The following is an 18,935-nucleotide window of genomic DNA, read 5'->3' as shown; positions in this document are numbered from 1 at the left end:
GGAGCGCCGCGTCGCGCCTCGTACGCGCCTCGGGTGCCGGTCCCTTCGCCCACGCCCGAGGGCCGGCGCCGGTCAGGTGTTCCCGTGACGGTTGTCCCGACGCGTCAGCCACGCCTTCTTCGCCGCCGCGCTGCGACGCCGTCGGCTCGCCTCCCGCTGCTGCTCGGCCCGACGCTCGGCCGCCTCGGCCCGACGCCGAGCGGCGGCCACCCGACGACGTTCCCGCTCGAGCACCGACTCCGAGCGCACCGGCCACACGTAGGGCAGGTCCGGTGGCACGTCCGGGAAGAGCGGGGCGTAGTGCTCGGGGTCCTTGCGCACGAGCGCGGAACGGTGGCTGCGGGCCACCTCGTCGTCGAACAGCCAGGGCGGCAGCCCACCGCCCGCGCGCAGCTGCTCGTAGCCGCGCAGCCGCGTGACGCCGGCAGCCCTCAGGTCCGCGACGATGGTCGCCGCGCACGAGTCGTCGAAGCCGCGCGCCACCCACTCCTCGCACATCGCCAGGCCGTAGCGGCCGAGCGCCTCCTCGTAGCCCTTCCACATGAGGACCGCCGGGTGCGACGCCCACGCGTACCCCGGCACGGTGAGCGCCCGGACGATCTGGATGACCTCGACACGCTGCTTGCCGAGCCGACGCTGGTCGAGCGCGCGCGCCGTGGCCGCGAAGTCGGGGTGGGGCACGAAGGTCTGCACAGGGCTCCTGCCGGTCGTACGGACGTGGCGTCGGCGACGACGCGACCCCAGCGGCATACCCACGGCGGGCCCTGCCCGCCCGGGCCACGTCCCGGTCGGGGTCCAGGTCCAGGTCCAAGGTCCAGGTCCAAGGTCCAAGGTCCAAGGTCCCAGGTCCAAGAGAACTGCTACGGGCTTCCCAGCCTTCTTTAAGGTCGGCCGGTCATAGTCGTTCTCGTGAGTTGCTCCTGTGCGACTCGGTGACCTCCTCCCCCTGTCGGGTCACCGTGTCAAGGGCACCCGCCCCCGCTGGTCGAGTTCGGCGACGTGACCAGCGGGGGCGGGTTTTTCTCTGCCCCGGGACGCTCGAGGGCGGGACGGCCGGCCCCTGGGTCGGCTGCGCCGCGCCGAACCCGCCGGCTCACTCCACGACGGCGACGTCGGACAGCAACGCGCTCACCTCGGCGGTCGTCGGCATCGCGGTCGAGCACTCGAGCCGGCCGGCCACGATGGCGCCGGCGACGCTCGCGAAGTGCAGGACCCGCTCGAGGTCCCAGCCGGCGAGGAGCCCGTGCACGAGAGCGCCGCCGAAGGCGTCCCCGGCACCGAGACCGTTGACGACCTGCACCGGGAAGGGCGCGACGCGCACCGTGGCGCCGGGCGTCATGGCGAGGACGCCGCGCGGACCGAGCTTCACGACCGCGAGCTCGAGGCCGGCCTCGATGAGCGCCCGGGCGGCACGCTCGGGGTCGCGCTCACCGGTGGCCACCTCGCACTCCCCGACGTTGCCCACGGCGACGGTGACGTGGGCGAGCGCCTGGCGCACGAGGTGGGGTGCGTCCTGCGGACGTGGCCAGAGCGTCGGGCGGTGGTCGAGGTCGAGGATGGTGAGGGGGCGGCGGCCGCGCTCGCGCCACGCGGTGAAGTGCGCCTCGCGGCTCGGCTCCTGGCTCAGCCCCGTCACGGTCGACCAGTAGACCTCGGCATCGCGAATCGCCTGCAGCGGCAGGGATTCCGGGGTGACGAGCAGGTCCGGCGCGATCGGGTACCGGTAGAACCAGATGGGAAAGTGGTCCGGAGGGAACACCTCGCAGAAGGTGACCGGCGTCGGGGGTCCGCCGACGACCGTCTGGACGTAGGCGTCGTCGACCCCGAGCTGGAGCAGCTCGCGGTGCACGTACCGGCCGAACGCGTCGTCGGCGGTGGCGCTGACGAGCGCGCTGCGGCGGCCGTGGCGGGTCGCGGCGACGGCCACGTTGGCGGCGCTGCCACCGAGGAACTTCTCGAACGTGCGGACCTCGTCGAGGGTCACCCCGTGCTGCAGTGGATAGAGGTCCACGCCGACGCGGCCGATGGCCACGAGGTCGTGACTCGCGCGGCGGGCGTCCTCGCCCCGGGGCTCCTGCGCCGGTCCCATGGGACAACGCTAGACGCGGCAAGCCGGACCGGCACCCCCTCGACGAGGGCGAGGCGATTCGCCCCGTTCCGGCCCGGTCCGCGGTCACGGAATGGTCACGAGTCTTGACGGTCGGCCGGAACCGGCTCCATCCTCTCCCGTGAGAGCGCTCTCACGGCCGTTCCTCCCGCAGGGAGAGCGCTCCCACACCCACACTGGGCAGAGACCGAAGGAGCTCTCCGATGACAGCCCGCACCACCCGCACCGGCATCCGCCTGACGCGTCCCCGGAACGTCGCGCTCGCCACCCTCACCGTCGGACTGCTGGCGCTCACCGCGTGCAGCTCGGGCAGCGCCGACAACGGACCCGCGACCCAGGCGGGCGGGGCCGGTGGCCCGGTCACCCTGACCCTCGCGACCTTCAACCAGTTCGGCTACGAGGACCTCATCCCCGAGTTCGAGAAGACCCACCCGAACATCAAGGTCACCCACAAGAAGGCCGCCACCTCCAACGAGGCGCGCGACACCTTCTTCACCCGCCTCTCGGCCGGAAGCGGCATGGCCGACGTCGAGGCGGTCGAGGTCGACTGGCTCCCCGAGATGCTCCAGTACTCCGACAAGTTCACCGACCTCAACAGCCCCGACGTGCAGGGCCGCTGGCTCGACTGGAAGGCCAAGGCTGCCACCGACGCCGACGGCCACCTCATCGGGTACGGCACCGACTCCGGTCCCGAGGCCATCTGCTACCGCAGCGACCTGTTCAAGAAGGCCGGCCTCCCGAGCGACCGGGCAGCGGTCGCCAAGCTGTTCGGCACGACGTGGGACAGCTACTTCGCCGCCGGAAAGCAGTTCGCAGCGAAGTCCAAGGTGCCGTTCTTCGACAGCATCGGCGCCACCTACCAGGGCATGGTCAACCAGGTCCAGGCCGCCTACGAGAACCCGGCCGACGACAGCATCACCGCCACGGACAACCCCGAGGTCAGGAAGCTCTACGACCAGGTCGTCCAGGCCGGCATCACCGACGGCCTCTCGGCCAAGCTTCAGCAGTGGGGCGACGACTGGACCGCCTCGTTCCAGAAGGACGGGTTCGCCACGATGCTCTGCCCCGGCTGGATGGTCGGCATCATCGAGGGCAACGCCAAGGGCGTCAAGGGCTGGGACGTCGCCAACACCTTCCCCGGTGGCGGCGGCAACTGGGGTGGCAGCTACCTCGTGGTGCCCAAGCAGAGCCAGCACCCCAAGGAGGCCCAGGAGCTCGCCGCCTGGCTGACCGCGCCCGAGCAGCAGGTCAAGGCCTTCAAGAAGGTCGGCGCGTTCCCGAGCCAGAAGGCCGCGCTCGACAGCCAGGACCTCCTGTCCTTCAAGGTCGCCTCGTTCAACGACGCCCCCACCGGGCAGATCTTCGCCGACCGCGCCAAGGCCGTCACGGTCTCGCCCTACAAGGGCGCCCACTACTTCGCCATCAACGACGCCATGCAGCAGGCCCTGACCCGCGTCGAGCAGGGCACGGCACCCCAGGCGTCGTGGGACACGTGGGTCGCCGACGTCAAGGCGCTCGGCTGACGCCGGCCAGACCCTCCGACACGTGGGCGGCCCGGTGACCACACCCGGCACCGGGCCGCCCGCCCGACGAAGCGGACCGCCCATGACCGTCCAGTCCCCCGCCCAGCGTCAGCCCAGCACACCCGGCACACCGGGCACGCCCGGCGCCTCCGATGCGCCCGGCGCGCCCGGTGATGCCGGGCGCCTCATGGAGGCGTCACCCGGTCAGCCGGTCGGCGTCGTGGCGCGTTCCCCCCTCGCACCGCGCGCCGGCTGGCGCCGCCGCCTGACCCGCGTCGACGAGAAGGCGTCCCCCTACGCGTACGTCAGCCCGTTCTTCGTCCTCTTCGCCGTCGTGGGGCTGTTCCCCCTGCTCTACACCGCGTACGTCTCGGTGCACCGGTGGAGCCTCATCGGCGGGCAGGGCGACTTCGTCGGCCTGAAGAACTACACCGACGTCCTGGCCCAGCCCTACTTCTGGAACGCGCTGAAGAACACGCTGAGCATCTTCCTGCTCTCCAGCGTCCCCCAGGTCGTCGCGGCGCTGCTCATCGCCGCGGCCCTCGACAGCGGGCTGCGGGCCCGAACCTTCTGGCGCATGGGCGTCCTGCTGCCGTACGTCGTGGCCCCCGTCGCGGTCGCCCTCGTCTTCAGCGACCTCTTCGGTGACCGGTTCGGCCTCGTCAACCACCTGCTCGGCCTCGTCGGCCTCGACCCGGTGCAGTGGCACAAGGACGTCCTGCCGAGCCACCTGGCCATCGCGACCATGGTCAACTTCCGCTGGACCGGCTACAACGCGCTCATCTTCCTCGCCGCGATGCAGGCGATCCCGCGCGACTACTACGAGGCCGCCCTCATCGACGGCGCCGGGCGCATCCGCACGTTCTGGGCGATCACCGTCCCGCAGCTGCGCGCGACGATCATCTTCGTCGTCATCACCTCGACGATCGGCGGCCTGCAGATCTTCGACGAACCACGGATGTACGACCAGTACGGGCTCGGCGGCGCCAACCGCCAGTGGCAGACGCTGACGCTCTACCTCTACCAGCTGGGCTGGACGCAGAAGAACTTCGGCCGCGCGGCCGCCGTGGCCTGGATGCTCTTCCTCGTCGTCGTCCTCTTCGCGGTCCTCAACTTCCTCGTCACCCGCCGGATCGCCTCGAAGGGATCACGATGAGCACCCCGACCCTGCGCCGCAGCACGGCGCTCGTGCGCCGCACCCAGGCCGGCCCCGCGGCCTACGCCTTCCTCGCCGTCGTCCTCGTCGCGTCGGCGTTCCCCCTCTGGTGGTCCTTCGTCATCGGCAGCAAGGACGCCGCCGCGATCGTGCGCGACCCGTACTCGTTCGTACCGGGCGGGCACTTCCTGCAGAACGCGGCGACGGTCGCCGGCTCGATCCCCTTCTGGAAGGCGCTCGGCAACAGCATCCTCGTCAGCTCGACGGTGGCGCTGCTCGTCGTGCTCTTCTCGGCCCTGGCCGGCTTCGCCTTCGCCAAGCTGCGCTTCCGGGGGCGCACCGGACTGCTCGTCTTCGTCGTCGCGACGATGGCCGTGCCGACGCAGCTGGGCATCGTGCCGCTGTTCATCGTCATGAGCCGGCTCGGCTGGATCGGCAGCCTCTGGGCGGTCATCCTGCCGAGCGCCGTGAGTGCCTTCGGCGTCTTCTGGATGACGCAGTACCTGCAGGAGGCGCTGCCGGACGAGCTCATCGAGGCGGCGCGCGTCGACGGTGCCTCGACGCTGCGGACCTTCTGGTCGGTGGCGCTGCCCGCGGCACGGCCCGGCGCCGCGATGCTCGGCCTGTTCACCTTCATCGCGACGTGGACCAACTTCTTCTGGCCCTTCATCATCCTCGACCCCGGCAACCCCACCCTGCCGGTCGCCCTGCAACAGCTGCAGGCCGCCTACTTCGTCGACTACTCGCTCGTGCTCAACGGCGTGGTGCTCATGGCGCTGCCCCTCATCGTCCTGTTCGTCTTCGCCGGCAAGCAGCTCGTGTCCGGCATCATGCAAGGAGCAGTCAAGGGATGACCGCCCCCACCACGTCCACCCAGACCAGCCAGACCATCCACTCCACTGGCAACCGCTCCCTTGCCAGCGCGAACCATGCTGTCGCGCAAGGTCGCCCGGTGCCGGAGAACTTCGTCGTCGGCGTCGCGACGGCCGCCTACCAGATCGAGGGCGCGCGGCACGAGGACGGTCGGCTCGACTCGATCTGGGACACGTTCTCGCACACCCCCGGCGCCGTCGTCGACGGCGACACGGGTGACGTCGCCTGCGACTTCTACCACCGGTTCCCCGAGGACATCGCGCTGATGCGCCGGCTCGGACTGCAGTCCTACCGGTTCTCGACGTCGTGGTCGCGCGTCGTGCCCGACGGCCGCACGGTCAACCCGGCCGGTCTCGACTTCTACGAGCGGGTCGTCGACGAGCTGCTCGCGGCCGGCATCGCGCCGTGGCTGACGCTCTACCACTGGGACCTGCCCCAGGCCCTCGAGGACCGCGGCGGGTGGACCTCCCGCGAGACGACCGACCGCTTCGTCGAGTACGCCGCGGCCGTCCACGACCGTCTCGGCGACCGCGTCCGCACGTGGACGACCCTCAACGAGCCCTGGTGCTCGGCCTTCCTCGGCTACACCGCCGGGATGCACGCGCCCGGCCGCACCTCGGTGCGCGACGGCCTCGCCGCCGCCCACCACCTCCTTCTGGGGCACGGCCGCGTCGTGGAGGAGCTCCGCGCCCGGGACGCGTCGCTCGAGCTCGGTCTGACCCTCAACTTCACCGTCGCCGACCCGCTCGACCCCACCGACCCCCGCGACGTCGACGCGGCCCGACGCGTCGACGCCCAGATGAACCGCGTCTTCCTCGACCCGGTGTTCCGCGGCGCCTACCCCGCCGACCTGCTCGAGGACGTGCGGGGCCTGGGGCTCGAGGAGCACGTGCGCGACGGTGACCTCGCCGTCATCGCGACGCCGATCGACGTGCTCGGCGTCAACTACTACAACGGCGAGGCCGTGGCGCACTGGGAGCCTCCGGTGGCCCTCGATGCCAACGTCAACGGCGGCCGCCACACCCGCTCGCCCTTCCCCGCGGCGGACTCGGCGTTCCGGCACCCCCGCGGCCTGCCGGTCACCGCGATGGACTGGGAGATCCAGCCCGACGGCCTGACGCGCCTGCTGCACCGCCTGCACGACGAGTACACCGGCCCGGCGGGGGTCCCGCTCCACGTCACCGAGAACGGCGCGGCCTTCGACGACGTCCCCGACGCTGACGGCTTCGTCGACGACGCCGACCGCGTCGCCTACGTGCGGGCCCACCTCGGCGCCGTCCTCGACGCCGTCGAGGCGGGCGTGCCGGTCCGTGGCTACTTCTACTGGTCGCTGCTCGACAACTTCGAGTGGGCGTGGGGCTACGCCAAGCGCTTCGGTATCGTCCGGGTCGACTACGACACCCAGGTGCGGACGCCGAAGGCGAGCGCCCTCGACCTCGCCCGGGTCATCGCGAGCCGGGTCCTGCCGACCGGCCACCCTGCGGACGCCGAGGCGGTCGACGCCGCCGGAGCCGAGACTGGGACGAGGACCGACACCGACGAGCAGGACCGGCCCCGCCGGCCGGCAGGAGACACCGAGGCATGAGTGACGGCACGGCCACGCGACCGACCACGGGCGTGGGCGCCGCATCCGAGCGCCCGACGCTCGAGGCGGTCGCGCGCGTTGCCGGCGTGTCGCGGGCGACGGTGTCGCGCGTCATCAACGGGTCCCCGAGGGTCAGCCCGGACGTGCTCGCCGTCGTCGAGAAGGCCATCGCCGAGCTGAACTACGTCCCGAACCGGGCGGCCCGCTCGCTCGTGGCACGGGCCACGATGTCGATCGCGCTCGTCGTGCCCGAAGATGCCCACCGGTTCTTCGGCGACCCCTACTTCGCCGACGTCGTGCAGGGCATCAGCGACCGCCTCGACGCGAGCGAGTACGTGCTCAACCTGCAGCTGACGCATCCGAGCAGCCCGTCGGACAAGACGCGTCGGTACCTGCTCGGCGGGAACGTCGACGGGGCCATCGTCGTGTCGCACCACTCCGGCGACCACTTCCTGGCCTCCCTCGGCCGCTCGCTGCCGGTCGTGTTCGGTGGCCGGCCGCTCGGACAGGTGGCCAACCCGGCCGACTACTACATCGACGTCGACAACCGGCTCGGCGGCGTCCAGGCCACCCGGCACCTCGTCGAGCGCGGGTACCGGCGCATCGCGACGATCACCGGACCGACCGACATGCCGGCCGCCGTCGACCGCGAGCAGGGCTGGCGCGACGCGATGCGGGAGGCGGGGCTGTCGGACGAGCGGCTCGTCCACGGCGACTTCACCGAGGCCGGCGGCATCCGGGCCGGCCTCGCCCTCGTCGACCGGTTCCCCGACGTCGACGCCGTGTTCGTCGCGAGCGACCTCATGGCGAGCGGTGTGCTGCTCGCCCTCGAGGAACGCCGGCTGCGGGTGCCCCAGGACGTCGCCGTCGTCGGGTTCGACAACAGCAAGTACGCCACGCGCGGCAAGGTGCGGCTGACGACCGTGGCGCAGCCGGCCCAGGAGATGGGCGTCGTCATGGCCGACACGCTGCTGCGGCTGCTGGCCGGCGAGGAGGTCGAGCGCATCCGGGTCCTCGGCACCGAGCTCGTCGTGCGCGACTCGACCTGACGCCCTCGACCGGTGTGATGGCCCCTGCCGCCCGCCGACCCGTGCCGCCTGCGGACCCGCGACGCCTGACGAGGCGTCGGATCCCAGCGACCCGGACACGGGGACACGGCGAAGGGGCCGGGAACCGCGTCGTGCGGTTCCCGGCCCCTTCGGCCGTGCAGTGCCTGGGTCAGGCGGAGACGACGTCGAACTTCAGCGTCGCGGAGACCTCCGGGTGCAGGCGGACGGTGGCCTCGTAGGAGCCGGTCGTCTTGATGGCCTGCTTGACCTCGATCTTGCGCTTGTCGAGCTCGGGACCACCGGCGGCCTTGACCGCGTCGGCGATGTCACCGTTGCTGACGGCGCCGAAGAGGCGGCCGGACTGGCCGGCACGGGCCTCGACCGTGACGGCCGTGGCCTCGAGCTGGCCCTTGATGCCCTTGGCGGTGTCGAGATCCTTGATCGAGCGGACCTCGCGGCCCTTCGTCAGGGCGTCGACCTGCTTCTGCCCGCCCTTGGTCCACGGGGTCGCCAGACCGCGCGGGAGCAGGAAGTTGCGGCCGTAACCGTCCTTGACCTCGACGACGTCACCGGCAGCACCGAGGCCGGTGACCTCGTGCGTGAGGATGAGCTTCATATCTGTTCTCCTGGTTCTCGAGCGGAACGGACTCAGCGAGCCGAGCTCGAGTAGGGCAGCAGGGCCATCTCACGGGCGTTCTTGACGGCCGTGGCGATGAGACGCTGCTCCTGGACGGACACCCCGGTCACGCGACGCGCGCGGATCTTGCCGCGGTCGGAGATGAACTTGCGCAGCAGCGCGGTGTCCTTGTAGTCGATGTTCTCGACCTTCGCCGCCTTGAGCGGGTTGGCCTTCTTCTTGGGCTTGCGCACAACGGGCTTTGCCATCGTGGTGCTCTCCTTCGTGATGAGAGCCCGGGGTCTGCGCCCCGGGATGGGTCTTCGATCTCTGGTGTGGTGCCGCGCGAGGCGGCGGATGCCGGTCGGGCCGGCGACGGGATCCGCTTCGGATCAGCGACCGATCAGCGTCCGATCAGAACGGCGGCTCGTCGTAGCTGGGGGCCTGGCCCCAGCCACCACCTTGGTTACCGCCGCTCGGCTGACCACCCTGGCCACCCTGGGCACCGCCGGGAGCACCCCAGCCGCCGCCCTGCTGGCCGCCACCCTGGCCACCCTGGCCACCACCGGTCGCCCACGGGTCCTCGGCCTGACCGCCACCCTGGCCACCGCTCCAGCCGCTGCCCTGCTGGCCGGCCCCGAAACCGCCTCCGCCGCCACGCTGGGTCTTGTTGACCTTCGCGGTGGCCGAACGGAGCGAGGGACCGATCTCGTCCACGTCCATCTCGACGACGGTGCGCTTCTCGCCTTCCTTCGTCTCGTACGACCGGGACTTGAGGCGACCCGAGGCGATGACACGCATGCCGCGCTGGAGCGACTCGGCGACGTTCTCCGCCGCGTCGCGCCAGATGGAGCAGCGCATGAACAGCGTCTCGCCGTCCTTCCACTCGTTGCTCTGGCGGTCGAACATCCGGGGCGTTGAGGCCACCGTGAAGTTCGCGACCGCTGCACCCGACGGCGTGAACCGCAGCTCGGGGTCGGCGGTCAGGTTGCCGATGATGGTGATGACGGTGTCGCCTGCCATGGATCAGTCCTTCGCTGGGTGATCGGAGCGAACGCTCGGGGGCTGGGACTCGGTGGTGAGCCCGAGGGTGATCGCGCGGGTGTGATCAGCGGGTGATCAGCGCGTGCGTGATCGGTGCGTGGTCAGGCGCCGGGGCGGAGCAGCTTGGTGCGCATGATCGACTCGCTGAGGTTCAGCTGACGATCGAGCTCCTGGGCCACGGCCGGCTCGGCGGTGAAGTTGACGACGGCGTAGATGCCCTCGGACTTCTTCTTGATGTCGTAGGCGAGGCGACGACGGCCCCAGATGTCGAAGTTGTCGACGCTGCCACCACCGTTCTTCACGACGGTCAGGAAGCGGTCCATCGTCGTGCCGACGGTGCGCTCCTCGGTCTCGGGGTCGAGGATGACCATGAGTTCGTACTGACGCATGCTTCTAACCCACCTCCTCTGGTCTCGGCGGTCACGGGTCGTTCCCGTGACAGGAGGGTTGCAAACGTCCCGCCGCGAGCCTCGGGTCACAGCCAAGCAGATGGGGCCGACAGGTGTCGGGCTTCTCCACAGGCCACCGGGGCGCACGGCGAACCCGGCAAGACTACCCGGCGGGCCGGGGTCCGCGGAAATCGGACGTCAGGCGAAGCGGACGATGAGCCGGTCCTCGGCGCCGGCCAGCGGGCCGGCGAGGTCGTCGTGCTCGGGCGCCGGGTCCTCGGCCGTGCCACGGCGTCCCCACCGGTCACGGGCCCGCAGCCAGGCCACGGCCACGAGCCACAGCACCGCGACGACCCGCAGCATCGAGAAGAGGGAGTACCAGGCCGGGGGCATGCCGCGGTCCGGCACGGTCGTGGCCGCGATGGTCAGCCACACGGCGACGAAGTTGAGCGCCTCCGCCAGGGCCCAGAGCAGGTGGTCGCGCCACTGGTAGGCGCACCACGCGACGAGGGGCAGGAGCCACAGCGAGCTCTGCACCGTGAACGACTTGCCGGTGACGAGGACGATGCCGACCATGACGAGCGAGACCTCGGCGACCGTCGGCCGGCGGGACGACGACAGGGCGAGGACCGCCCCGGCGAGGACGGCGACGAGCCAGCCGAACGCCGCCAGGGCGGTCACGACGCCGGCGGCCATGGCATGCCCGGCCAGCTGTGGCAACAGCCACGGCGAGCCGTAGCCGGCCGGCGCCGAGGACCACCCGAGGTAGGCCGAGGCGGCCGCCGCCGGGTTGAGGAAGGAGATGGCGGACAGGATGCCGCCGAAGGTGAGGAACGCGTAGAGCGCGAGCCGGCCGAAGGCGCGCATCCGCCCCGACCGCAGGCACAGCAGGCCGATGGCGACGACGAGGAGCACGGGGTAGCTGCGTGCGGCGACGGCTGCACCGAGGAGGACGCCGGCCAGGGTCGGACGCCGGCGCGACCACGCCCACAGGCCGGCGCTCGCGAGCGCGACGCCGAGCAGGTCGGCCGACACGAACCCGACGAGGGCGGCAACCGGGGACACGGCCACGTGGGCGGCCGAGAACGAGGACCACGCCGACGACGCGACGAGCCAGACGACGAGCAGCAGCAGCAGGGTCAGCAGCACGGACCACAGCGCGAAGTACCAGGCGGCCCGGCTGCGCAGTGATCCCTCGTCGGGCACGAGGCTCGCGACGGCGGTCAGGGCCAGGCCGGTCAGGGGCGGCTGCCCGGTGGTCGGTGCGGCGGACCCGCCCTGCAGGAAGGCCGCCAGCCCCGCCTTGACGTTGCCGTCCCGGTAGGCGTTCGGCAGATCGGCGTAGCACGCGCTCCAGAACTGCGTGTCACCGGTGAACCCGGTGCGCAGGCAGGGCGCCCGGAGCAGGATGCCGAGGCCGGCCGTCACGGCCGTGAGTGCGGAGAGCACGGCAGCCGTCAGCACCCACGGCAGCTCGCGGGCCGCCGCGTAGCGGCCGCGCGGACCACCGATGACCTCCGACGCCGCGGTGACGACCGGGTCACCGCGGCGGGCGAGGTCGTCACGGCGCAGGAGGTCACCGCGCCGGCCGGGGCCGTCCCGCCAGGCGTGCGACCGCGTCACCGGGACTCACCCACCGGCGCCGCCACCGCCACCGCCGCCCTTGGTGGTGGTGGACGGGAACGGCAGCGGGACGGTCACGGTGTTCGTCGGGGAGTCGGTCGGCGTCGGCTTGCCGGTGCCCTTGGTCTTCGTCGGCGTCGGCGTCCGGGTCGTCGTCGTCGGGGCCTGCGTCGTCGTCGTCTCCTGCGTCGCCGTGTCCGGCGGCGGCGTGAAGGTCGTCGTCGGCGTCGGGACCTTGTCGTCGCCGACACCGGCCCGCGGCGGGAAGTCCTGGACCGGGACCCCGTCCATGACGATCTTCATGAAGTCGTAGAAGACGTCGGCCGGGATGGTGCCACCGGTGAGGTTGGTGTCCTCGGCGTCGGTCAGGGTCTGCGGGTTGCCGTTCGCGTCCGGCTTGTACATGCCGATCGACACGGCCAGCTGCGGCACGAAGCCCGAGAACCAGATCGACTTGGCGTACGACGACGTACCGGTCTTGCCGGCGACGGGGCGGTCGAGCCGCTGGAGCTTGGTCGCGGTGCCGCCGTCCTTGACGGTGTAGGTCATGGCGTCGGTGACGTCGGCCGTGACGTCCTTGTCGAAGGCCCGACGCGTCTGCGGCTTGGCGGTGTAGCTGAAGTCGCTCGTCGTCGAGGTGACCCTCTTGACGAAGTACGGCTTGGACCGGAGCCCCTGCGCGGCGATCGTCGAGTAGGCGGTCGCCATGTCGATGACGTGCGGGGAGGCGGTGCCGAGGACGTTCGTCAGGGTGTCGTCGAGGCCGGGCGTCCGCTCCGGGATGCCGGCGTCGATCGCCGCCTGACGCGTCAGCTTCGGGGTGATGGTGTTGTTGAGGTTGACGAAGGCGGTGTTGATCGAGCGGCCGATCATCCGGCGCATGTCGACCATGCCGTAGGAGCGCTCGCCGAAGTTCGTGATCTTCGTGCCGTCGATCTCCTGCGGCTGGTCGCCGTCGAACTTCGTCTTCGTCGAGATGCCGTCGCGGACCGCGGCGAGGACGGCGAAGGGCTTGAAGTTCGAGGCGCCCTGCATGATCGCCTGCGTCGCCGAGTTGAACTGGTTCTTCCGGTAGTCGGCGCCGCCGTACATGGCGATGACGGCGCCGTCGCCCGGCTTGATCGCGACGAGTCCGCCCTGGACCTTCTTGGGCAGGTTGTCCTGCATCGCGGTGATCGCCGCGTTCTGGGCCTTCTTGTCGATCGTCGTCGTGATGCGCAGGCCGCCCTGGTCGATGTCCTGCTCGGTCAGCCCGTTGGCGATCAGCTCACGCTTGACCTGCGCGGTGATGAAGCCGTTGGGTCCCGACGAGAACTGGTTCGGCTTGTACGGCAGGATCTTCGGAAGCTCGGTGTACTTGGCGCGCTCGGCCCGGCTGAGCCAGCCCTCCGAGACCATGCCGTCGAGGACGTAGTCGACGCGCTTCTCGAGGTTGGCCTTGGCGCCGGGGCCGTTCGCAGGGTCGTAGAGCGACGGGGCGTTGATGACGGAGGCGAGGACGGCGCCCTCCGGGATGGTCAGCTTGCTGACGTCCTTGCCGAAGTAGGCCTTGGCCCCGCTCTGGATGCCGTAGGCACCGCGCCCGTAGTAGATGGTGTTGAGGTAGTCCTGCAGGATCTGGGACTTGCTGCGCTGGCCGTCGATCTTGATGGCGAGGAGGATCTCGCGGGCCTTGCGGGAGATCGTGCGGTCCTGCGTGAGGAAGTAGTTCTTGACGTACTGCTGGGTGATCGTCGAGCCGCCCACCTGGGCCTCGCCGGTGACGCTCGTCTTGACGGCACGCAGGATGCCGCCGACGGAGATGCCGTTGTTGGCGTAGAAGGTGCGGTCCTCGGCGGCGAGGTGCGCGTCCTGGACGAACTTCGGCACGCGGCTCAGGTCGACCGACTCCCGGTTGCCGTCCTGGGAGGAGATGCGGTCCAGCTCGGTCTTGCCGTCGGCGTAGTAGACGATGGAGACCTGGCGGTTGGCGATCTCGTTCGCGGCCGGGATGTCGATCTTGTTGTAGGCGATGAAGACGCCGATGACACCGAGGACGAAGAGCACGGCGCCCGCGATCGACCCCCACTTGAGGGTGCCGACGACCCACGTGCGCCAGCCGCTGCGTCCCGCGCCGGCGCCGCTGCCCCGACCGTCGCCCCGACCGCTGCCGGCGCCGCGCGTGCCGCCCTTCGAGGCCGCCAGCTGGGCGGCACGGACCTCGTGCCTGCTCGGACTCACTCATCCACTCCGTTTCAGCGATGTGGCCCGAGCTTCCGCCCCGGGCCGCTCATCAGTATGACCCGACGCAGCGCCGGACGGCCAAACGGGACGACGGACCTCACAGGGCCTGCACAGGCGCTCCACGTGTCGACCCGGGTATGGGGGACGAAGCGCGCGACCCTGTCACCGTGATGCGTCGGCATGATGTATCGCGCCGATATATCTGCATGTACAGTGGCGATCGTGCCGAAGTCCTCCCGCCCCGCGAGCCGCCGCGCGACGCTGCTCGAGTTCGCGGTGCTCGGGCTCCTGCACGACGGTCCGCTGCACGGGTACGAGCTGCGCAAGCGGCTGACCACGGCCCTCGGCATCTTCCGGGCGCTCTCGTACGGCTCGCTCTACCCCGCGCTGCGCCACCTCGTCGAGTCCGGCTGGATCCACGAGACCGAGGAACCGGCCGCCGGGACCGGCCGCCGCCCGCGCATCACGTACGAGCTCACGGCGGAGGGCAAGGAGCACTTCCAGGACCTCGTCGCCGCGAGCGGCCCGGACGCGTGGGACGACGACGACTTCGACGTGCGGTTCGCCTTCTTCTCCCGGACCGAGGCGCAGGTGCGGCTGCGCATCCTCGAGGGTCGGCGCTCCCGCCTCGAGGAGCGGCTCGCGAACATCCGCGACGCCTCCACCCGCAACCGCGAGCGGATGGACGGCTACACGCTGGCCCTCCAGCAGCACGGCGAGGAGCGGGCCGAGCGCGAGGTCCGCTGGCTCGAGGAGCTCATCGTCGCCGAGCGGCGCGCGGCCCTCGACCCCGGCCCGGCGGCCTTCGACGAGCCCACCGGCACGACCCCCACGAGCAGCACCACCCCGAGCACGAACCACCCGAGCACCACCAACCACAAGGAGTGATCCATGGGATCCGTACGCGTCGCCATCGTCGGCGTCGGCAACTGCGCGAGCTCGCTCGTGCAGGGCGTCGAGTACTACAAGGACGCTGACGCCACCGGCACCGTCCCCGGCCTCATGCACGTGACGTTCGGTGAGTACCACGTCGGCGACGTGCAGTTCGTCGCCGCGTTCGACGTCGACGACAAGAAGGTCGGCAAGGACCTCTCCGAGGCCATCAGCGCCTCGGAGAACAACACGATCAAGATCACCGACGTGCCCACGACGGGTGTGACGGTCCAGCGCGGCCACACGCTCGACGGGCTCGGCAAGTACTACCGGCAGACGATCGACGAGTCGGCTGCCGAGCCGGTCGACGTCGTGCAGGCCCTCAAGGACGCGAAGGCCGACGTCCTCGTCTCCTACCTGCCGGTGGGCTCCGAGGCCGCCGACAAGTTCTACGCGCAGTGCGCCATCGACGCGGGCGTCGCCTTCGTCAACGCCCTGCCGGTCTTCATCGCCTCCGACCCGGAGTGGGCCGCGAAGTTCGAGGCCGCGGGCGTGCCGATCATCGGTGACGACATCAAGAGCCAGGTCGGTGCGACGATCACGCACCGCGTCATGGCCAAGCTCTTCGAGGACCGCGGCGTCGTGCTGGACCGCACGTACCAGCTCAACGTCGGCGGCAACATGGACTTCAAGAACATGCTCGAGCGCGAGCGTCTCGAGTCCAAGAAGGTCTCCAAGACGCAGGCCGTCACGTCCAACCTCAGCGGCCCGCTCGCCGGCAAGAAGGACGACCGCAACGTCCACATCGGCCCGTCGGACTACGTCGCCTGGCTCGACGACCGCAAGTGGGCCTACGTCCGCCTCGAGGGTCGCGCCTTCGGTGACGTGCCGCTGAACCTCGAGTACAAGCTCGAGGTGTGGGACTCCCCCAACTCGGCCGGCATCATCATCGACGCCATCCGCGCGGCGAAGATCGCCAAGGACCGCGGCATCGGCGGCGCACTCTTGTCGGCGTCGTCCTACCTCATGAAGTCGCCGCCGGAGCAGCGCGAGGACACGGTCGGGCGGGCCAAGCTCGAGGCCTTCATCCGCGGCGAGGAGCCCCGCTGACCCGCAACTGCCCGCGACGCCCCGCGACGCGGGACCACGCCTGACGCCGAGGCCCCCTTCCGCACAGAAGGGGGCCTCGGCTCGTGTGGTGCTACTTGAGGACGCTGCCGATGACGGTTCCGGTCCGCGCGTCGGCGAGGCACTGGATCGTCCGGCTCTCCGACCACGTCCACGCGTCGGAGGGGTAGATGAAGCTCGGCTCGACCTCCTCCATGCGGTCCTCGCGCACGAGGGGGTCGCCCTTGTCGCGACAGCCCTTCTCGGCGGCCGCGACGACCTTGTCCTTGCCCGGGTAGGAGCCCGCGGGCAGGTCGAAGACGGTGATGACCTGGCTCGTGTGCGCCGTCGTGCACGGCACGACGGTGACGTCCCCGACCTCCTCGTCCTCGCCGGTCGAGTCGTCGTCGAAGCAGTCCCCGGCCTTGAGGTCGGCGACGCTGACCTGGTGGCCGGACTGGCGGGGCGACGGGCTCGTGCCACCCGACCCGCTCGAGTCGGAGGCGATGCCGATCGCGAGGAGGGCGCCCCAGCCGAGCAGCCACAGCGAGCCCAGGACGATCCCCGCGACGGCCATGCCGCGACCGTTCTGGACGACGCGTCGCAGCTGGTTCAGCGCCACGACGCCGAGCACGATGCCGACGACGGCCGCCACGGGCAGCAGCCCGGCGATGCCGCAGCACAGGGCGGCGATGGCCAGGCCGTTCGTGCCGGGGCGGTGCTCGCGCCCGTCGGGACCCGGGGGTGGGGCGAAGGCTTCCGGGTAGGCGCCGTACGGGCCGACGGTCGGGCCGGCGTCGGTGGACGGCGGGCCGCCGTGGGAGGCCATGGCGGGGGGTCCGGGCACCGTGAAGGGCGTCCCGGCGGGCGCGGGCGGGACCTGCGGGAGCTGGGGGCCGGAGCCGGGCGGCGGCGGCAGCTGGTAGGCCGAGGACCGGTCGTCCTCGGGGTTCGGCGACGAAGGGCTCACGGCCGGTCAGCATCCCACAGCCGGATGGCGTGCAGGAGACGTTCCCACCGACGAGGGCCCTGCCACGCGCCCGGCGCCGGGGCCGGCGGACCGTGAACCTGTCGCAGGCGCTCGGCGTGGGGCAGGATCGGACGATGCGTGTCATGACGTGGAACCTGCGCACCGAGACGGCGCTCGAGCCGCCGCACTGGCCGGACCGCCTCGAGGGCGTCGTGTCGGTCATCGAGGAGCTCGGGCCGCACGTGCTCGGCACCCAGGAGGCGTCGGCGCGCATGCTCGACGACCTCGCCGCCCACCTGCCGAGCCGGTACGGATGGCTGGGCGAGGGCCGGCTCGGGGCCCGCAACGACGAGTTCACGGCCGTCATCTACGACACCGCGCGCTTCGACCTGCTCTCGTGGCGCACCTGGTGGCTCTCGGACCGCACCGAGGTGCCCGGCTCGACGGCGTGGGGGGCCGCCTACCCTCGCACGGCGACGACGGTCCGGCTCCGGGACGCCGGCGACCACACGACGTACACCTTCGTCAACGCCCACCTCGACGACGTCAGCGAGCTCGCCCGGCTGGAGGGGGCGCGCCTCCTCGCCGGCAGCCTGGGCCACGACCCGAGCGTCCTCCTCGGCGACTTCAACGCCGAGGCGGGAGCCTCCGAGCCGCACGCCGCCCTCCTCGACGCGGGTCTCGTCGACGCCGTCGCACCGCACGTCACGGCCGCGACCCCCGGCACCTTCCCCGCGCTCGGCCCCGTCGTGCCCGGCGGCCCGCGCGTCGACTGGGTGCTGACGACCCCCGACCTCGTCTCCACGGATGCCCGCGTCGTCGACCTCGGCGGCCGGGAGCCCGTGCCGTCGGACCACCTGCCGGTCGTCGTCGACCTCGAGCGTCGCTGAGCCGTCCCGACCACCGCGGCCGCCCGAGCCGGGGCCACCCGACCATCCCCGGCGTCACAACATTTGGACACCCATAACGCAAAGCATGGTTTCGTGGCCACAATGGCTCGCAGACCGGGGCGTGGAGTGCGCCCGACCGCGAGAGGACGAGCCATGGCATCACCGCGACTGGGCGACGTCGCCCCCGACTTCACCGCCGACACCACCGAGGGCCAGATCAGCTTCCACGACTGGAAGGACGGCACGTGGGCCGTCCTGTTCAGCCACCCGGCCGACTTCACGCCGGTCTGCACGACCGAGCTCGGCCGGGTCGCCGCGCTCGAGGACGAGTGGTCCAAGCGCAACGTCAAGGTGCTCGCCGTCTCGGTCGACCCGACCGACAAGCACGACGAGTGGAAGGGCGACATCGAGGAGGTCGGCGGCGCGGCCGTGGCCTACCCGATCATCGGCGACGAGGACCGCACCGTCTCCGAGCTGTACGGCATGATCCACCCGGGCGAGGGCGACACCTCGAGCGTCCGCTCGGTGTTCGTCATCGACCCCTCGAACAAGGTGCGGCTCAGCCTCACCTACCCCAAGAGCGTCGGGCGCAACTTCGACGAGATCGTCCGGGCCGTCGACGCCCTCCAGCTGACCGACCGCGGCCCGTTCTCGACGCCGGCCGACTGGCGCGAGGGCCAGCGCGTCATCGTCGCCCCGACCCTGTCGACCGCCGACGCCCGCGAGCGCTTCGGTGACGACGCGGTCGAGGAGGTCAAGCCCTACCTGCGCTACACGAGCGTCACGGCCTGACCGCGTTCCAGCCGGCTCCAGCCGGCGCGAGCCGGCATGAGCACGTGAGCCACGCCGACGGGCGGCCACCCCCGAGGGCTGTCTCTTATACACATCTGACGCTGCCGACGACGGA

18 protein-coding genes are annotated in these 18,935 nt (G+C 71.2%); 9 read left to right on the top strand and 9 right to left on the bottom strand.

Annotated features, from left to right (window positions below; all coding sequences use genetic code 11):
• Positions 1–72: 72 nt before the first annotated feature.
• Together ACR9ZK_RS09810 and iolC are read right to left on the bottom strand one after the other, a co-directional pair.
• A complete protein-coding gene (locus ACR9ZK_RS09810; RefSeq protein WP_481341710.1) occupies positions 73–693 on the bottom strand; it encodes an MSMEG_6728 family protein in 621 nt (206 codons plus the stop codon).
• A 400-nt stretch (positions 694–1,093) separates the two neighbouring features.
• On the bottom strand, positions 1,094–2,089 hold the full coding sequence (gene iolC, locus ACR9ZK_RS09805; protein WP_481341709.1) for a 5-dehydro-2-deoxygluconokinase: 996 nt from the start codon (positions 2,087–2,089) through the stop codon (positions 1,094–1,096).
• Between the two features lie 221 nt (positions 2,090–2,310).
• On the opposite strand from iolC, the gene ACR9ZK_RS09800 reads away from it, so the two are divergent.
• From ACR9ZK_RS09800 to ACR9ZK_RS09780, 5 genes are all read left to right on the top strand, one after another.
• Positions 2,311–3,630 carry an ABC transporter substrate-binding protein gene (locus ACR9ZK_RS09800; RefSeq protein WP_481341708.1) on the top strand — a complete coding sequence of 440 codons (1,320 nt, stop codon included), beginning with the start codon at positions 2,311–2,313 and terminating at the stop codon, positions 3,628–3,630.
• Positions 3,631–3,817: 187 nt separating this feature from the next.
• Positions 3,818–4,786 (top strand): carbohydrate ABC transporter permease, encoded by a 969-nt coding sequence (locus tag ACR9ZK_RS09795; protein ID WP_481341720.1) that lies wholly within the window; start codon positions 3,818–3,820, stop codon positions 4,784–4,786.
• The gene (locus tag ACR9ZK_RS09790; protein ID WP_481341707.1) at positions 4,783–5,640 is read left to right on the top strand and encodes a carbohydrate ABC transporter permease; all 858 of its coding nucleotides are present in this window, start codon (positions 4,783–4,785) and stop codon (positions 5,638–5,640) included. The genes ACR9ZK_RS09795 and ACR9ZK_RS09790 overlap by 4 nt, the downstream gene beginning before the upstream one ends.
• Positions 5,637–7,244 (top strand): GH1 family beta-glucosidase, encoded by a 1,608-nt coding sequence (locus ACR9ZK_RS09785; protein WP_481341706.1) that lies wholly within the window; start codon positions 5,637–5,639, stop codon positions 7,242–7,244. Before ACR9ZK_RS09790 ends, ACR9ZK_RS09785 begins: the two co-directional genes overlap by 4 nt.
• Positions 7,241–8,293: a LacI family DNA-binding transcriptional regulator gene (locus ACR9ZK_RS09780; RefSeq protein ID WP_481341705.1), complete on the top strand. Its 1,053-nt coding sequence runs from the start codon at positions 7,241–7,243 to the stop codon at positions 8,291–8,293. The genes ACR9ZK_RS09785 and ACR9ZK_RS09780 overlap by 4 nt, the downstream gene beginning before the upstream one ends.
• A 169-nt stretch (positions 8,294–8,462) precedes the next feature.
• On the opposite strand, the gene rplI is transcribed toward ACR9ZK_RS09780, so the two are convergent.
• The 6 genes from rplI to ACR9ZK_RS09750 all read right to left on the bottom strand — a co-directional run bounded on the left by rplI (position 8,463) and on the right by ACR9ZK_RS09750 (position 14,185).
• Positions 8,463–8,909 (bottom strand): 50S ribosomal protein L9, encoded by a 447-nt coding sequence (gene rplI / locus ACR9ZK_RS09775; RefSeq protein ID WP_481341704.1) that lies wholly within the window; start codon positions 8,907–8,909, stop codon positions 8,463–8,465.
• 32 nt (positions 8,910–8,941) lie between these two features.
• On the bottom strand, positions 8,942–9,178 hold the full coding sequence (gene rpsR / locus ACR9ZK_RS09770) for a 30S ribosomal protein S18 (RefSeq protein ID WP_013494395.1): 237 nt from the start codon (positions 9,176–9,178) through the stop codon (positions 8,942–8,944).
• A gap of 145 nt (positions 9,179–9,323) precedes the next feature.
• Positions 9,324–9,932: a single-stranded DNA-binding protein gene (locus ACR9ZK_RS09765; protein ID WP_481341703.1), complete on the bottom strand. Its 609-nt coding sequence runs from the start codon at positions 9,930–9,932 to the stop codon at positions 9,324–9,326.
• A gap of 122 nt (positions 9,933–10,054) precedes the next feature.
• Positions 10,055–10,342 carry a 30S ribosomal protein S6 gene (rpsF, locus tag ACR9ZK_RS09760; protein WP_481341702.1) on the bottom strand — a complete coding sequence of 96 codons (288 nt, stop codon included), beginning with the start codon at positions 10,340–10,342 and terminating at the stop codon, positions 10,055–10,057.
• 198 nt (positions 10,343–10,540) lie between these two features.
• Complete coding sequence (locus ACR9ZK_RS09755; RefSeq protein WP_481341701.1) at positions 10,541–11,965, bottom strand: glycosyltransferase 87 family protein; 1,425 nt, start codon at positions 11,963–11,965, stop codon at positions 10,541–10,543.
• Between the two features lie 6 nt (positions 11,966–11,971).
• Positions 11,972–14,185, bottom strand: a complete 2,214-nt coding sequence (locus ACR9ZK_RS09750; RefSeq protein WP_481341700.1) for a transglycosylase domain-containing protein — start codon at positions 14,183–14,185, stop codon at positions 11,972–11,974.
• A gap of 225 nt (positions 14,186–14,410) precedes the next feature.
• On the opposite strand from ACR9ZK_RS09750, the gene ACR9ZK_RS09745 reads away from it, so the two are divergent.
• Both ACR9ZK_RS09745 and ACR9ZK_RS09740 read left to right on the top strand, forming a co-directional pair.
• Positions 14,411–15,076: a PadR family transcriptional regulator gene (locus tag ACR9ZK_RS09745; protein WP_481341699.1), complete on the top strand. Its 666-nt coding sequence runs from the start codon at positions 14,411–14,413 to the stop codon at positions 15,074–15,076.
• 3 nt (positions 15,077–15,079) lie between these two features.
• On the top strand, positions 15,080–16,171 hold the full coding sequence (locus tag ACR9ZK_RS09740; protein WP_481341698.1) for an inositol-3-phosphate synthase: 1,092 nt from the start codon (positions 15,080–15,082) through the stop codon (positions 16,169–16,171).
• A 91-nt stretch (positions 16,172–16,262) separates the two neighbouring features.
• Here ACR9ZK_RS09740 and ACR9ZK_RS09735 read toward each other — a convergent pair whose 3' ends face one another.
• A complete protein-coding gene (locus ACR9ZK_RS09735) occupies positions 16,263–17,138 on the bottom strand; it encodes a DUF4190 domain-containing protein (protein WP_481341697.1) in 876 nt (291 codons plus the stop codon).
• A gap of 134 nt (positions 17,139–17,272) precedes the next feature.
• Here ACR9ZK_RS09735 and ACR9ZK_RS09730 point away from each other — a divergent pair, with 134 nt between their 5' ends.
• Both ACR9ZK_RS09730 and ACR9ZK_RS09725 read left to right on the top strand, forming a co-directional pair.
• Entirely contained in the window at positions 17,273–18,028 is a 756-nt protein-coding gene (locus tag ACR9ZK_RS09730) for an endonuclease/exonuclease/phosphatase family protein (protein ID WP_481341696.1), read from the top strand.
• A gap of 153 nt (positions 18,029–18,181) precedes the next feature.
• Positions 18,182–18,820, top strand: a complete 639-nt coding sequence (locus ACR9ZK_RS09725; RefSeq protein ID WP_481341695.1) for a peroxiredoxin — start codon at positions 18,182–18,184, stop codon at positions 18,818–18,820.
• Positions 18,821–18,935: the final 115 nt, after the last annotated feature.

This window comes from Monashia sp. HAY1-5C (assembly GCF_056755255.1).
Note: the sequence above shows the minus strand (reverse complement) of the source record. Positions and strands in the feature narration are given on the sequence as shown.

Excerpts from the sequence above, each read along its gene's own strand:
- ACR9ZK_RS09725 (WP_481341695.1), top strand. The coding sequence starts at position 18,182 with ATGGCATCACCGCGACTGGGCGACGTCGCCCCCGACTTCACCGCCGAC.
- ACR9ZK_RS09795 (WP_481341720.1), top strand. The coding sequence starts at position 3,818 with ATGGAGGCGTCACCCGGTCAGCCGGTCGGCGTCGTGGCGCGTTCCCCC.
- rpsF (WP_481341702.1), bottom strand. The coding sequence starts at position 10,342 with ATGCGTCAGTACGAACTCATGGTCATCCTCGACCCCGAGACCGAGGAG.
- rpsR (WP_013494395.1), bottom strand. The coding sequence starts at position 9,178 with ATGGCAAAGCCCGTTGTGCGCAAGCCCAAGAAGAAGGCCAACCCGCTC.
- iolC (WP_481341709.1), bottom strand. The coding sequence starts at position 2,089 with ATGGGACCGGCGCAGGAGCCCCGGGGCGAGGACGCCCGCCGCGCGAGT.
- ACR9ZK_RS09800 (WP_481341708.1), top strand. The coding sequence starts at position 2,311 with ATGACAGCCCGCACCACCCGCACCGGCATCCGCCTGACGCGTCCCCGG.
- ACR9ZK_RS09780 (WP_481341705.1), top strand. The coding sequence starts at position 7,241 with ATGAGTGACGGCACGGCCACGCGACCGACCACGGGCGTGGGCGCCGCA.
- ACR9ZK_RS09740 (WP_481341698.1), top strand. The coding sequence starts at position 15,080 with ATGGGATCCGTACGCGTCGCCATCGTCGGCGTCGGCAACTGCGCGAGC.
- ACR9ZK_RS09785 (WP_481341706.1), top strand. The coding sequence starts at position 5,637 with ATGACCGCCCCCACCACGTCCACCCAGACCAGCCAGACCATCCACTCC.
- ACR9ZK_RS09730 (WP_481341696.1), top strand. The coding sequence starts at position 17,273 with ATGCGTGTCATGACGTGGAACCTGCGCACCGAGACGGCGCTCGAGCCG.
- rplI (WP_481341704.1), bottom strand. The coding sequence starts at position 8,909 with ATGAAGCTCATCCTCACGCACGAGGTCACCGGCCTCGGTGCTGCCGGT.
- ACR9ZK_RS09765 (WP_481341703.1), bottom strand. The coding sequence starts at position 9,932 with ATGGCAGGCGACACCGTCATCACCATCATCGGCAACCTGACCGCCGAC.
- ACR9ZK_RS09790 (WP_481341707.1), top strand. The coding sequence starts at position 4,783 with ATGAGCACCCCGACCCTGCGCCGCAGCACGGCGCTCGTGCGCCGCACC.